Annotated in this window: 14 protein-coding genes; 3 read left to right on the forward strand and 11 right to left on the reverse strand. The window is 70.7% G+C overall.

From position 1 onward, the window contains the following. Window positions 1–64: 64 nt before the first annotated feature. Complete coding sequence (locus DEJ35_RS07870) at window positions 65–748, reverse strand: SDR family NAD(P)-dependent oxidoreductase (RefSeq protein WP_110858572.1); 684 nt, start codon at window positions 746–748, stop codon at window positions 65–67. A 101-nt stretch (window positions 749–849) separates the two neighbouring features. On the opposite strand from DEJ35_RS07870, the gene DEJ35_RS07875 reads away from it, so the two are divergent. Beyond that, on the forward strand, window positions 850–1692 hold the full coding sequence (locus tag DEJ35_RS07875) for a helix-turn-helix transcriptional regulator (protein WP_110858571.1): 843 nt from the start codon (window positions 850–852) through the stop codon (window positions 1690–1692). A gap of 51 nt (window positions 1693–1743) precedes the next feature. Here DEJ35_RS07875 and DEJ35_RS07880 read toward each other — a convergent pair whose 3' ends face one another. The 4 genes from DEJ35_RS07880 to DEJ35_RS07900 all read right to left on the reverse strand — a co-directional run bounded on the left by DEJ35_RS07880 (window position 1744) and on the right by DEJ35_RS07900 (window position 4385). Next, the gene (locus tag DEJ35_RS07880; protein ID WP_110858570.1) at window positions 1744–2151 is read right to left on the reverse strand and encodes a RidA family protein; all 408 of its coding nucleotides are present in this window, start codon (window positions 2149–2151) and stop codon (window positions 1744–1746) included. Between the two features lie 79 nt (window positions 2152–2230). Next, window positions 2231–2563, reverse strand: coding sequence for a Dabb family protein (locus DEJ35_RS07890; RefSeq protein ID WP_111123817.1), 333 nt, complete (start codon window positions 2561–2563; stop codon window positions 2231–2233). A gap of 57 nt (window positions 2564–2620) precedes the next feature. Beyond that, window positions 2621–3508 (reverse strand): SDR family oxidoreductase, encoded by an 888-nt coding sequence (locus DEJ35_RS07895; RefSeq protein WP_110858568.1) that lies wholly within the window; start codon window positions 3506–3508, stop codon window positions 2621–2623. A gap of 145 nt (window positions 3509–3653) precedes the next feature. Then, the gene (locus tag DEJ35_RS07900) at window positions 3654–4385 is read right to left on the reverse strand and encodes a trypsin-like serine protease (protein ID WP_111192516.1); all 732 of its coding nucleotides are present in this window, start codon (window positions 4383–4385) and stop codon (window positions 3654–3656) included. Window positions 4386–4573: 188 nt separating this feature from the next. On the opposite strand from DEJ35_RS07900, the gene DEJ35_RS07905 reads away from it, so the two are divergent. Then, on the forward strand, window positions 4574–5287 hold the full coding sequence (locus DEJ35_RS07905) for a GAF and ANTAR domain-containing protein (RefSeq protein ID WP_111192517.1): 714 nt from the start codon (window positions 4574–4576) through the stop codon (window positions 5285–5287). Here the strand turns inward: DEJ35_RS07905 and DEJ35_RS07910 are convergent. Together DEJ35_RS07910 and DEJ35_RS07915 are read right to left on the reverse strand one after the other, a co-directional pair. Then, a complete protein-coding gene (locus tag DEJ35_RS07910) occupies window positions 5284–6267 on the reverse strand; it encodes a diacylglycerol kinase family protein (protein ID WP_111192518.1) in 984 nt (327 codons plus the stop codon). The genes DEJ35_RS07905 and DEJ35_RS07910 overlap by 4 nt on opposite strands. 20 nt (window positions 6268–6287) lie before the next feature. After that, entirely contained in the window at window positions 6288–7439 is a 1152-nt protein-coding gene (locus tag DEJ35_RS07915) for an acyl-CoA desaturase (RefSeq protein ID WP_111192519.1), read from the reverse strand. Between the two features lie 164 nt (window positions 7440–7603). On the opposite strand from DEJ35_RS07915, the gene DEJ35_RS07920 reads away from it, so the two are divergent. After that, a complete protein-coding gene (locus tag DEJ35_RS07920; protein ID WP_110858563.1) occupies window positions 7604–8341 on the forward strand; it encodes a GAF and ANTAR domain-containing protein in 738 nt (245 codons plus the stop codon). A gap of 20 nt (window positions 8342–8361) precedes the next feature. Here the strand turns inward: DEJ35_RS07920 and DEJ35_RS07925 are convergent, their stop codons facing one another. The 4 genes from DEJ35_RS07925 to DEJ35_RS07940 all read right to left on the reverse strand — a co-directional run bounded on the left by DEJ35_RS07925 (window position 8362) and on the right by DEJ35_RS07940 (window position 13725). Beyond that, window positions 8362–8736 (reverse strand): HIT family protein, encoded by a 375-nt coding sequence (locus tag DEJ35_RS07925; protein ID WP_220032908.1) that lies wholly within the window; start codon window positions 8734–8736, stop codon window positions 8362–8364. A gap of 59 nt (window positions 8737–8795) precedes the next feature. Beyond that, window positions 8796–9833 (reverse strand): carboxypeptidase-like regulatory domain-containing protein, encoded by a 1038-nt coding sequence (locus DEJ35_RS17445; RefSeq protein WP_111192520.1) that lies wholly within the window; start codon window positions 9831–9833, stop codon window positions 8796–8798. Window positions 9834–9995: 162 nt separating this feature from the next. Next, complete coding sequence (locus DEJ35_RS07935) at window positions 9996–11252, reverse strand: ice-binding family protein (RefSeq protein WP_111090112.1); 1257 nt, start codon at window positions 11250–11252, stop codon at window positions 9996–9998. Between the two features lie 337 nt (window positions 11253–11589). Continuing rightward, on the reverse strand, window positions 11590–13725 hold the full coding sequence (locus DEJ35_RS07940) for an Ig-like domain repeat protein (RefSeq protein ID WP_111090111.1): 2136 nt from the start codon (window positions 13723–13725) through the stop codon (window positions 11590–11592). Window positions 13726–13844 lie beyond the last annotated feature (119 nt).

A 13844-nucleotide genomic window follows, 5' to 3' on the forward strand; every position in this document is an offset into this window, starting at 1 on the left:
GCGACCGGACGACGGCCTGGAGGCCCGTGGCGGCGCCGCCACGGGCCTCCTGGCCGTCACGGCGTCACCACCCGAGCGGCTGGCCGTCCTCCAGGAACACACCGGTCGGGCCCTCCGGGCCCGCGTTCGCGGCGGCCGCGATCGTCGCGGCGCTGACCTCGACGGGGCGACCGTGCGGGTTCGGCATGCCACCGAACTCGGTGGCCGTGTAGCCGGGCTCGATCGCGACGAAGTGCACCTCGGGCACGACGCGGGCGTACTGCACCGTCAGCATCGAGACGGCCGCCTTGGACGCGCCGTAGACCACGGCCGGCACGGTGAACGCCGGCTTCGACGGGTCGTGGGTGGCGGTGAAGGATCCGAGCGCGCTCGACAGGTTCACCACGATCGGGTTCGCGGAGCGACGCAGGAGCGGCAGCGCGGCCTCGGTCGCGCGGATGGTGCCGACGGCGTTCGTGTCGAAGACGGCGAGTGCCTCGGGGCCGCTCTGTCCCCAGACGGCGATGCCGGCGTTGTTGACCAGGACGTCGAGGCCGCCGTTCGCGTCGACGTGGGCGAAGGCCGCGGCGACCGAGTCGTCGTCGCGGACGTCGAGCTGGACGGAGCGGGCGCCGACCTCGGTGGCGACGGCGGCGCCCTGGTCGGCGTCGCGGGCGCCGATCCAGACGGTGTGGCCCGCCTCGACGAGCTGGCGGGCGGTTTCCTTGCCGAGACCGCGGGTGGCCCCGGTGATGAGTGTCGTTGTCATGGGTCCAGCGTCACGCTCGGCGCCGACCTCAGGGAGTCGCCCGGTTGTCGTAGGACCGTCAGGGCCAGGACTCGACCGCTCGACGCGCGCAGACTGGGGACATGGCGGACACGGACTTCGGGCACACCCTGCGGCGGCTGCGCGACCACGTCTCCCCCGACGCTGCCGGCATGGTCGTCGGGCCGCGTCGACGCGCAGCCGGGCTGCGGCGCGAGGAACTGGCGCAGCTCGCGGGGATCTCGGCCGACTACCTGACCCGGCTCGAGCAGGGGCGGGCGACCTCACCGTCCGCCCAGGTGGTCGAGGCGCTCGCGCGGGCGCTGCGGGTCGCCGATGCCGACCGCGAGCTGCTCTACCGGCTCGCCGGGCACGCGGTCCCCGGAGCTGATGTGGTTCCGTCGCGGATCCCACCGAGCGTGCAGCGACTGCTCGACCGACTGGCGGACACCCCCGTCGCGGTGCTCGACGCCGCGGGGAACCTGCTCGTCGCCAACGCCCCGTACGACGCGCTGATGGGGCCGATCGGGGCACTCCGCGGGAACGACCGGAACACGGCGTGGCGGCACCTGGTCGGATCCGGCAGCCGAGCCGTGCACACGCCCGAGGAGCAGGCGGCGTTCGAGGCGAACCTGGTGGCGGGGCTCCGGATGACCGCGGCCCGCTACCCGCTCGACCGCCAGCTGCAGCAGCTCGTGCGGGACCTGCGGGCGGCGAGTCCGCGGTTCGTCGAGCTGTGGGACTCGGGCGCGACCGCGCTCGGCGAGACCGCCCGCCGGAAGGTGATCGACCACCCGGACGTCGGGCTGATCACGCTCGACTGCGACACCCTGGTCGTCGGGCCGGAGGACCTGCGGATCCTGGCGTACACGGCCGTGCCCGGGTCGGTGGACGCGGAGCGGCTGGCGCTGGCGATCGTGGTGGGGACGCAGTCGTTGGTGGAGTGAGGCGAAGTCACTGTGGTTGTGCGGTGCGGGTCCGCAGTGACCCCGCCGGCTTCAGTCGGCGACAGCCGCGACGGCTTCGATCTCGACCAGTTGGTCGTCGTACCCGAGGACCGTGACCCCGAGCAGAGTGCTCGGCACGTCGTGAGTGCCGAAGGCATCGCGGACCACCTGCCAGGCGGTGACGAGATCAGCCTGCCGCGAGGACGCCACGAGCACCCGGGTGCTCACGACGTCCTCGATGGAGGCACCTGCCGCACGCAGCGCCTCCTGCATGGTCTCGATGCACCTGGCGGCCTGGCCCGCGTGGTCCCCGACCGCGACGGTCGACCCGTCCGGGGCGAGCGGGCAGGCCCCGGCAAGGAACACGAGCCGCGTCCCAGCCGGCACGGTGGACGCGTACGCGTACTGCGCCACGTCGCTCAGGACGTCGGACCGGATGAGACGGACAGCGCTGGCCATCGCCCCATCCTGCCCGCGATCGCTGAGCAGCCAGGCCGAGAGAGACCAGCACCTGGTGCTCTGCACGGCCCCGGTCGGTTCACCCGACGCGGATGCCCTGGCGCTCCTCGGGCTGCTCGGCGTCCTCGACGTCGAACACGACGACCCGGGCACTCGCTGCACCGATGAACTCGGCCACCGGCCGGTGCTCCGGGTGCGGCAAGTACTCGGCGAGCGCGGCACGATCGCGGAACCGGACGACGAGCATCCAGTGGAACCCGCCCTCCAGTCCCTCCGTGCTCACGCTCGTGCCGGACTGCACCGACTCGACCCCCTCGATCCGTGGCAGGTGCTCGCGCGACAGGGCCGATGCCTCGGACGACCGGTCCTCCCCGTCCCACTCGACCAGCACGGTGTGCGTCACTCCGGACACGTGGTCCCCTTCCTCGAACGCAAGAACGGCAGAACGTCAGAACGTCAGAACGCCAGATCAGAACGCCGGCGTGCCGCCCGCGATCGTGATCGTCGAACCGGACTGGTAGCTCGACTCCGGGCTGACCAGGTGCACGTAGGCGGCGCCGAGCTCGGCGGGCTGCCCGGGGCGGCCGAACGGCGAGCTCTCGCCGAAGTGCGACACCGTCTCGGCGTCGTCGGAACCCGGCTGCAACGGCGTCCACACCGGCCCCGGCGCGACGGAGTTCACACGGATGCCCTTCGGCGCGAGCTGCTGCGCGACGGCCTCGGTGAAGAGCTTGATCGCGCCCTTCGACACGGCGTAGTCGATCTTGTCCGGCGAGGGCGTCGACGCCTGGATCGAACCGGTCGTCACGATGGTCGAGCCGGGCTCGAGGTGCGGCACCGCAGCCTTGGTCAGCCAGAACAGCGAGTAGATGTTGGTCTTGAAGGTGGAGTCGAACATCGACGTGTCGAGCGTCAGGATGTCCTCGTTGCTCTCCATGCGCCCCGCGACCATGACCAGGGTGTCGAGGCCGCCGAACTCGTCGACCCCCTTCTGCACCAGGTCCGTGCAGTACTGCTCGTCGGAGATGTCCCCGGGGAACAGCACGGCGCGACGGCCTTCGGACTCGAGCAGGTCGCGGACCTGTTCCGCGTCCTCCTGCTCGTCCGGCAGGTACGAGAGCACCAGGTCCGCGCCTTCGCGCGACAGGGCGATGGCGGCGGCACGGCCGATGCCGGAGTCGGCACCGGTGACGATGCCGCGGTACCCCTTCAGCCGTCCGAGCCCGACGTAGCTCTCCTCGCCGTGGTCGGGCTTCGGGTCCATCTTCCACGCGGCGCCCGGCAGCGACTGCTCCTGCTTCGGGTACGGCGGTGCCGGGTAGAGGGTGTTCGGGTCGCGCTTCTCGTACTGGCTCATGGCCCCACTGTCGTCGCAGCGCCCGCACGGGCGCTCAGCTGGTGGGTGACGGACGCCGAGCAGGCGACCCCGGTTCTGGAGACGGGTGGGGACGGACGGGAGGCGCGGTGCCAGCTGACACCGCGCCTCCAGTCCGTCAGGTGGTTCAGACGCCGGCCGTGGTCCGGATCCAGGACGAGGCCTGCGACAGCAGGGCGTAGTTCGAGCCGGCCTTGGTGTTCGCGCCGGGGTCGGCGCTGTCGCCGGTGGAGCAGACGGCGACGACCTTGCCGTTCACGAGCAGTGGGCCGCCCGAGTCACCGTGGTTCGAGGCGCCGGTCACTCCGGTGAGGTGCTGGGCACGACCGTTGAAGGCGTCGGTGCTCGCGCCGGTGAGCGAGACGGTGGCCTGGTAGAGGCCGTCGGACTGGGTCGCGTTGGCGCGCAGGCCGTAGCCCTGGATGGTGCCGGTGCCGCTCGACTTGGCCATCGCGGTGAGGTCGAGGGGTGCGTAGGTGGACAGCGAGTAGGCGGTCCGCAGGTGCACGAGCGCGATGTCACCCGCCGGCGAGGTGCTGACCCGGTCGACGGCGACGGCCGCGCCGCGGTTGACGGTGGAGTTGGAGTGGTACACGTTCATCGCACCGATGCCGTCGATGCAGTGCCGGGCGGTGAGGATCCACGAGGCGTTGAGCTGCTCGCCGGTGCAGTTGCTGACGTAGCCTGCGGGGATGCTCCCGCCCGAGGCTTCGAGCTGCACCGCCCACGAGGTGGTGGGGGCCTTCTCGCCGCCGACGACCTTCGTGCTGACGGGCAACGCGGACGCGGGCGAAGCGGCGAACACGCCGGCGGTGATGACGGCGACCGCGGCGAACGCGGCTGCGATGGACTTCTTCATGACGACTCCTCTGTCGGTGAAGCACCTGCCAGTTGCTCTGTGCAACTGATGCGTCATCCTGACCCCCTGTCCGGGGGTCGCACCAGTCCGCACTTCGACGGACGCGCCTGCTTGCGGACTCGAGAGCCGTGATCCGGTACGCGAACTGGCTGAGCCGTGCGCCATCGGTCTGGTCGTAGCGTCGAAGCATGACGACCAGTGACGCGATCAACCTGCCGGATCGGTTGACTCCGGCCCTGGACACCGACCTCGAGGTGCTCGACGCCATGGACCGTGTCATCGCGGCGTGCGTGGAGGGGACCTCGGCGACGGAGGCGGGGATCGTGCTGGCCGACCGGTCCGGTGTACTGCAGGTCATCGCCTCGACGAGCGAGCGCAGCAGCGAGGCCGAGGAAGCGCAGCTCGGCACGAACGAGGGCTCGTGTCTCGACTGCTACCGGACCGGAAAGACGATCGACGTGCCCGACGTGTCCACGCACGAGTCGGAGTGGCCGACGTTCGCGGCGACGATGCGCGAACGGGGGCTGCAGGGCACGTTCGCCGAGCCGATCCGTCTGCGGGACCGGACCATCGGCTCCCTGTGCGTCTTCGCCGACCATACCCGCGGGCACAGCGACCAGGACGTCGTACTGCTCCAGCTGCTCGCTGACGCGGCTTCGGCTGCCCTGGTCCGACAGCGCGACCGCGGGGTGTCGACCACGATCGAGGAACAGGTCGAGGACGCGCTCGAGGCCCGGGTGCTCCTCGAACAGGCCAAGGGCGCACTCGCCTACCGCCGGGGCATCCGCATGGACGAGGCGTTCCAGATCCTGCGACGTGCTGCTGCTGGTGCGGGCCGCGGGATCCGGGCCATGGCGGAGGACGTCGTGCACCGGGGTGCCGACCTCGGCAGCACCGGCTAGAGCGGTTCCGTCCGGAGGACCAGCCCGTGGTGGTGCGTGGTGAGCGACACCGCGACCACCTCGCCGAACGCATCGCCGTCGAGCTGCTCCCGCTCCGGGGTGTCGACGGTCAGCCGTAGCGTCCGTGCCCGGGTGTACCGGAGCGCGCGGGAGTTCGGCAGCACCCGGGCCAGGAGCCGCCCGAACCGGGTGCGCGCGAAGAACCGGTTGAGCGTCAGGGCGTACCCGACCTTGGTCCACCCGAACCACCCGGCCGGCCGGAACGCCACGGCGTCGAGGATCCCGTCGTCCGGGCGGGCAGCGGGGAGCAGCAGGATGCCCGCGGTCAGGGTGCCGCAGTTCCCGACGATGATCGTGTGCGCGCTCATGCTGCGGAGCGGGCCGTCGTCGATCCCGTAGTGCACCGGGATCTGCCGGTTGCCGATCACGGACCGGGCGATGGGATCCGAGTAGGCCACCCACCCCAACCGCTTCTTCACCCACGCGTTCGTGTCCGCGGCCATGCTCGCATCGAGCCCGATGCCGGTCATCACCAGGAACGCGTGCGACGTCGTGGTGCCCGACGGGTCGGTCAGGTCGGCCAGCCCGACGTCGATCGGGCGGTCCGTCCCGCCGAAGCCCGCACGGACGGAGCGCACCAGGTCGCCGAGGGGCAGCCCGAGGTTCCGTGCGAACAGGTTGCCGGTGCCGCTGGGGACGAGCGCGACCGGCGTCCCGGTGCCGCGGAGTTCCTCGGCGACGACCCGGAGCGTGCCGTCCCCGCCGGCGACGAGGACGACGCTCGGGCGGGCGTCGCGCGCGGCCCGTGCGGCAGCCCGTCCGTCGTCGTCGGCCCTCGTGACGAACCAGAGCGACTCGGCCCATCCGTGGGCGCGCTCCTCGGCGGCGAGCACCGCTCGGAGGCGCGCCTGGTCGATCTTGGTCGGGTTCACGACCACCGCTGCCCGCAGCTGGTGGGCGTCGTTCGGGAGGTTCGGCACGGGGCAGGGCGGGGCGGGGCTCAGTGGATCCGGAGTTCGGTCACCATGGGGCAGACGAAGGGGTCGCGGGCGGCGAGGCCGACGCGGTTGAGGTAGCGGACGACGATGCCGTAGGAGCGCAGCAGCGTCGTCTCGGTGTAGGGCACGTCGAGGGTGTCGCAGTGGTCACGGACGAGCAGGCGGGCCTGCTTCAGCGCCGGACGCGGCATCGACGGGAACAGGTGGTGCTCGACCTGGTAGTTCAGCCCGCCCATCAGGAACGACACCCACCAGCCGCCACGGATGTTGCGCGAGGTGCGCACCTGACGGGAGAAGAAGTCGACCTTCGCGTCGTGCGCGATGGTCGGCATGCCCTTGTGGTTCGGGGCGAACGAGGCACCCATCATCACGCCGAACACGGCCAGCTGCACCCCGAGGAACGCACACGCCATCCCGAACGGCAGGAACCAGAACACGACCGTCAGGTAGATGGCGAAACGCGCCACGAGCAGGATGCCCTCGAGGACCCGACCCCGGGTGTCGCTGCGGCCACCGGTGCCCCGGAGGACCGACATGATGGCAGCCCGGTGCAGGTTGATCCCCTCGAGCGTGAGCAACGGGAAGAACAACCAGCCCTGGTACTGCACGAACACCCGGAGCGGCCTGTTCGTCACGGCGGCGGCGTCCTCCGGCAGGAACCGGATCGCGTCCGGCGCGATGTCCGGGTCCTTGCCGACGGTGTTCGGGTTGCCGTGGTGGCGCGTGTGCTTGTTCATCCACCACGAGTAGCTGAGGCCCACCAGGAACGTGCCGAGCCAGCGGCCCGCGCGGTCGTTCCACTTCTGGGACTCGAACACCTGACGGTGCGCGGCCTCGTGCGACAGGAACGCGAACTGTGTGAACAGCACGCCCAGCGCACCGGCCACGATGAGCTGGAACCACGAGTCACCGAGGAACGCGAACACGACCCAGCACGCGGCCGTGGCCAGGACGAGCGCGGAGAACAGCGCCCAGTAGAAGCCCCGACGGCGCTCGAGCAGCCCGGCTTCCTTCACCTGCGCCAGCAGCGCGGAGTAGGACGAGGTGCCGCCGGTCCGCGGTCCGACCGGAGAGCCGGTCTTCCGGTAGCCGCTGGCGAGGGGTTTCGAGCTGGTCTCCCGCTGCGGGCTGGTACCGGCGTGCTGCGTCGTCATGGATTCCCTGGTCGTCATCGGAATGGCGGAACGTTCCGGCGGCCGGGGTCTGGGGCAGCTGCTCCAACGCTAGAGCCGCCGCGCTCCCGGGTGCAAGCCACAGGTCCGCGTGTCCGCTGCTCGGTTACGGTTGTCCCGCCTGCTCGACGGAAGGACCGCTCCACATGACCGAGGTACGCGAAGCACGACTGGTCGAGACGTTCGTGACCCTCACCGACAGCCTGGTGGCGGACTACGACGTGGTCGACGTCCTGCAGACGCTGGTCGACCGGGCAGTGGAGTTGTTCGACGCCGCCGCGGGCGCGATCCACCTGCTCGACCAGCAGGACGAGCTGCGCGTCGTCGCGTCGACGAGCGAGCGCAGCAGCTTCATCGGTCTGCTCCAGCTCAACGCCGGTGAGGGGCCCTGCATCACCGCCGTGACCACCGGCCGGCTGGTGACCTCGGAGAACGCCGACGACCTGCGGCAGCACTGGCCCCGGTTTGCCGAGGCATCGAGGGCTCGCGGCTACGCGGGCGTCCACGCCATCCCGCTCCGGCTGCGGGACACCACCGTCGGGTCGCTGAACCTGTTCCGCGAGACGGAGGGAGCGCTGAACGGTGCCGACGCCCGAGCCGCGCAGGCCCTCGCCGACGTCGCGACCATCAGCCTGTTGCAGCAACGGACCCTCGAGCACGCGACACTCACCGCGGAGCAGCTCCAGCGTGCGCTCGACAGCCGGGTCGCCATCGAACAGGCCAAGGGGTACCTCGCACGTGCGGCCGGGGTCGACGTCGAGGAGGCCTTCGGCATGATCCGTCGCTACGCCCGCACACACCAGCGCTCCCTGAGCCAGGTCGCCGCAGCCGTGGCACGCGACGACGTCCCGCTCGCCGACCTCATCGGGGCCGGAGTGTCCTGAGGGTTCCCTCGGGACGGTCCTCACCGGTGCGACGCGCGGGTGCCGGTCGGGTAGCGGCCCCGGCCCGGGATCGTGTGCCGGATGCCCCCGGCCGGGTCCGGCACGTCGCCGCCGTACCGTGGGATCACGTGCAGGTGGGCGTGGAACACCGTCTGCCCGGCTGCCGCGCCGTCGTTGAACCCGACGTTGTACCCGTCAGGTCGGTACCGGTCGTCGAGCACCAGCTTGAGTGCGCGGACGAGCCGCGTCATCGCGGCGACTTCGTCCGCGGTGGCGTCGAACCACGACACCACGTGGCGCTTCGGGACGACCAGGCTGTGCCCGGTCGAGACCGGGTTCGCGTCCAGCAACGCCACGACCAGGTCGTCCTCGACGAGCCGGGAGGCCCGTGGCACGTTGTCGAAGACGCATCCGGTGAGCGCGTCGTCACGGTCTCGGGCGTCGGGTTCGGGGATCAGCGCGTGCTCCAGAACGAGATGGTCCGGCTCTCGTCCCGCACGACCGCGGTGTGCGACGACGCCCGGTCGGCGACCGGGCGGTTGCCCTCGCCGCCGTACCAGTAGGAGACGTACCGGTTCTGGCTGGGTGACCATCCGACCACCTCGACCTTATACCGGCCGGGGCTCAGGACCACGCCGAAGATGCCGCCGCGCCCCGGCGACCAGTAGACCAGGCGGGTGTCGAAGGTGCTGCCGATCGACTCGCCGTACACGTGTACCGTGGCCCCGGTGAAGTCGGTGTCGAGCTGCGGGTTCACGATGGCGGACAGGGTGACCCCGACGGTCGAGCTCGCGCCGACGTCGTCCAGCACGGTCTCGGCCCGGCCGCCCGCCTGGTTCGCGACGCGGACGTAGGAGCGCGGCGCGGTGGAGCCGGGGTCGCGGTGGAACCCCCACGACTGACCGCGCAGCGCCGGCCACGAGTCGAGGGACTCGTCGTGCGCGTTGACCTGCACGCTGTAGTCGTCGCTCGGCAGGCCGTGCACCCAGTAGTGCCCGTCTCGGGCGGTGACGGTGCGACGCACCGTTCCGGTGTTCCAGCCGCGCACGACGACGGCCGCGCCGGACAGGTCGGCGCCGTACGGGTTGTGTGCGGTCCCACCGATCGATGCGCCGCGACGCACGACCAGGACGACGGTCTCGTGCGCTCCGGGGCCGACCGTGATGCCGGTGCGCTCGGCGGGGAGCACGTCGTCGAAGCCGTACGAGCCCTCGCGCTCGCCGTGCAGGCTCCACGTGCCGGACGGGACGGCGTCGAACGTCAGCCGCGCGCGTGCGTCGCTCGAGGCAGAGGCCGTGGTCGCGCCCTCCGGGGTCCGCAGGTCGACCACCACCCCCGACATCGGCAGCGGGCGCTTCTCCGGGTGGGTGAGCATCACGGTGAGCGCGCCGTCGTCCGGTGCTGCCAGGGCCGCGGTCGTCGGTGCGAGGATCACCCCGACCAGCGTCAACACGGTCGTGATGCCGACCACCGTGCGTCGTCGAGTCGTCATGGCGTACCCCTGCTCCCCTTGCGAGGCCGCCCCTGACCCCGTTGCAGTGGAGCGTAGACGTGTCGAGGCGCCTGCGCACCGTCGCCGGATGTGCACTGCTCGCGGGGTGCTGGCAACGGCGAAGGACCCCGCGACCGGGGTCACGGGGTCCTTCGGGGTTCGTCAGATGCGGCCGACGGTGCGACGGCGACGACGCAGCAGGACCATGAGGGTTGCACCCGCGGCGAGCAGCGCGGCGGCGATGCTCAGCGGGACGGTCGGGTCCGAGCCGGTGAACGCGAGCTCACCGGTGGGCTGGTCGGTTCCGCCGCCACCACCGCCGGTGCCTGCGGTCGCGGGGCCGCTCGGGGTGTCGGTGGGCGCCACTGCGGGTGCCGTCGGGGTGGGCGTCGCGGTCGGCACCGGAGCCGGGGCGCGGACGGTGATCGTGACGACGCTGGTGTCGTCCGGGCTGGTGCCGTTCGACGCGGTGATCGTCACGGTCGAGGTGCCCGGGGTGGTCGGGGTGCCGGAGATGACGCCGGTGGTGCTGTCGATCGTCAGGCCGTCGGGCAGGCCCGTGGCTGTGAAGGTCGGGTTCGGGGTGCCGGTCGCGGTGACCGTGGACGAGTAGGGCACGTCCACGGTGCCGTCGGACGGGGTGCCCGAGGTGATGGTCGGCGACTCGGACGGGGTGCCCGGCGCGGGGCAGCCGTTCGATGCCGTGATCGTGTTCGTGTCGAGGGTGACCGCGCCGGTGCGGGCCAACAGTCGGCCCTGCACGGTCGCGCCGGTGGTGGCGGTCACGGACTGCTGCGCCAGGACGGTGCCCTGGAACCGGGCGCCGGTGCCGACGGTGGCGGAGCTGCCGACCTGCCAGAACACGTTGCACGAGCTGGCACCGCCGGTGATCACGATCTGGCTGGCGGACCCGATGGTCAGGGTCGACGCGGCCTGGAACACCCACACGGAGTCCGCGCTGCCGGCCAGGGTCAGCGCACCGTTGTTCGCCAGGGCGAGGGCGCCGCCGGAGTACACGCCGGGTGAGAGCGAGAGGCCGTTCAGCTCGGTCAGACCGGTCTGGGTCGGGGAGAGCGACGCGGCGACGTTGTACGCGGTGGTGGTGTCGCGCTGGGCCTGTGCGGCTGCGGCGTCGGTCTGGTGCGTGGTGCCGTTGACGACACCGTCGGGTGCGCCGCCGAAGCCGGTGATGGACGTGCCCGGCGACAAGCCGAGGTCGCCGTTGATCACGGAGGGGCCGGTGTTCGTGACCGCGCTCGCCCCGAGGACGCCGTAGGTCGAGGCCGTTCCGAGGTTGACGGGGCCGTCGATGACCGTGGCGGCCGATGCCCCACCACCGGTACCGAGGGTGATCAACACGGCGGCGGCGGCCGCCGACACGACCAGGAGGGAACTGCGTCTGAGATGGCGAGCGTGCATGGTCCGGCCTCTTCCTGCAAGGAGAGGCGGGGTGACGTCGGCGACGAGCGCGCATTCTCAGTGGCTCGAAGTATGGCCCTCCGCACAGCGATCACCTAGGAATGTCTGAACATTCGCTCAAAGCCTGGCAGTTGGCCTGGCTGTCTAGGCGATCCCGGCCTGTTGGCGCATGCTCACCACAGGTTGACCGGTCGCTCTCACCAGCGGACGGGTAGGGAGTTCGGGTCTCCCGTCAGCCGGTGTGGCACCGGTCCCGGGTAGGACCGGTCGCCCGCCCCCGGCCACACGGCGAAGGGCCCCGCGATGGAGATCGCGGGGCCCTTGCTGGTGCCTGGTGCTACTTGATGACGACCGTGATGGTCGGGCTGGTGCTCGTGGCGATCTCGGAGGTGCCGAGGAAAACGGCGTGCAGCTTGTGCGTGCCCTTCTTCAGCTTGAGCGCCGAGGTGTTCGTGCCGTGCGACACCTTGACGTCGGCGAGGCGCTTCGAGCCCTCGTAGATCCGCACGGTGCCGTCGACACGGAAGCCGGTGGCGCCGACCTGCACGCTCGCCTTCCCGCCGCTGTACTTCAGGACGGCACGGGACGGGGCCTTCGACACGGTCACCGTCGTCGCCTTGGCCGTCGTCGAGTCCGTGCCCGAGTAGGTCGTGTCGGCGTTCGCGAACGAGGCCGTCACCGAGTGCTTGCCGATGGCGAGGGCGCTCGGCAGCGTGGTGCTGGCCGTGCCGTTCTTCACCGGAGCTGTGCCGAGCACCGTCTTGCCGTCACGGAAGGTCACGGTGCCCTGCTGGGCACCGACCCCGCCGCCGATGGTCGCGGTGACCGTGACGGGCGTCTTGGTGCGGTACGTCTGCGTCGCAGCCGACACCGAGAGCGTGGTGGTCGTCGTCGGCAGCGTGGCGTGCAGGTTGAACTTGTCGACCGTCGAACCGATCGCGGCCGGGTCGGCGGTGGCCGTCGGCTGGAGCGTCACGCCGCAGCTGTCGACCTTGCCGTGCTGCACCGCCGAGTTGAGCGTGGTGCAGTCGCTGGCACGGATGTTCTCGACGGCGAGCTTGTCGTCGGTGACCGAGACCTTCACGAAGGTGCGGACGTGCTCCTGGTTCTCGACCGAGTTGGCGAAGTGACGCTGACCCGTCGGGTCGAGCGGGTCCGCGCCGTAGCCGCCCTGGGTGGCGTCCGGGGTGGTGAGGTCGTAGTACTTCGAGCCCGAGGCCGAGTTCGCCGTCATGTAGATGACGCCGCCGGGGCCGGAGAAGACGTCGGGAGCAGCGGGCTGCTCGTTGACGTTGGCCTTCTTGCCGTTCTTGATCGCGTAGCTGCGCGAGTAGGAGTGGTCGTGGCCCTGCAGGACGAGGTCGACGCCCATGTCCGAGAACGAACGCGTGAAGTCGAACCGGCGCTGCTGGTTGTCACGGTCGTTCGCGTGGTCGGCGGGCGAGTAGATCGAGTGGTGGTAGACCAGCGTGGTCCACTTCGCGTCGTCGCCGTGACGGGTGATGACGTCGCGCACGTAGTTCACGTGGGCAGCGTCCGAACCGGCCGCGTAGGCGTTCGAGTTGATGTCGATGAACAGGACGCCCTTGTACATGTACCAGTAGTCGCCACCCGAGTTCGCGGTCGTGTTGCCGCCCGGGTAGAAGTCCGGCACCTTCAGGGAGTTCGGCACCTGGTTGTGCTGCTCGTAGGCCTTGCCGCCCACGTCGTGGTTGCCGATGGTCGAGGCCCACGGGTAGCGCTTCAGCACGTCGCTGCTGTCGGCGAAGGCGCCCCACTCGTACTCGTTGTTGGCGTGCTCGACCTGGTCGCCACCGGAGACCAGGAGCTCGGCGTCCGGCTCGGTCGACGTGGCGTACTTCAGCGTGTCCGCCCAGCCCGCGCCGTCGTCGTCGGTGAAGCCCGACGATCCGATCTGCGGGTCGCCGAAGAACAGGAAGTCGAAGTCGCCGGAGAAGCTCTTCGTGGTGAAGGTGTACGACGCGGACCAGGCCGAACCGTCCGCCGCACCGACGTGGTACGTGTACGAGGTGTTCGGCTCGAGGGCCGAGATGGTCGCGTGGGCGTTGATGTAGCCCGACTCGGCGGCGATGCCGGGGATGCTCTTGGTGTTCGAGTCGGTCGCGCTCGTGTCGGCTGCAGTGTTCGCGGCCTTCGACGCGGCGATCGTCTGCTTGGCGTCGGTGAAGCCACCGTCCGTCATGGACGCGGTCTTCTGGATCTCGAGCGACTGCGCGACGTTGGTGGGGAAGTACCACGAGGCGATGCGCTGGCTCTCGGTCGCGCCGACGCCGAGCAGGATGTGGATCGGGCCACCGGTCGAGATGTTGGTGGTGGGGGTGTTCGTCGCAGCGGTGGCGGCGTTCGTCCCGACCATCGAGGCACCGGCGATGAGCGCCGCCCCGAGGACGGCTCCGCAGACGCGGAGGGTGGTGGTTCTGCGCCGGGTAGTGGCGCCGGACAGGAGACTCATGTGGGTCCGTTTCTCAGACGTGGGATGGTGCAGCACGGAAGACTCTGCATGCACTGCAAAACGTCTTGGTGAACGCTGAGTGACGGTTCGTCGCTGTTCAGGAACGAGCTCGACCTGTC

The organism is Curtobacterium sp. MCPF17_051, assembly GCF_003234595.1.
Taxonomy (GTDB): Bacteria; Actinomycetota; Actinomycetes; order Actinomycetales; family Microbacteriaceae; genus Curtobacterium; species Curtobacterium flaccumfaciens.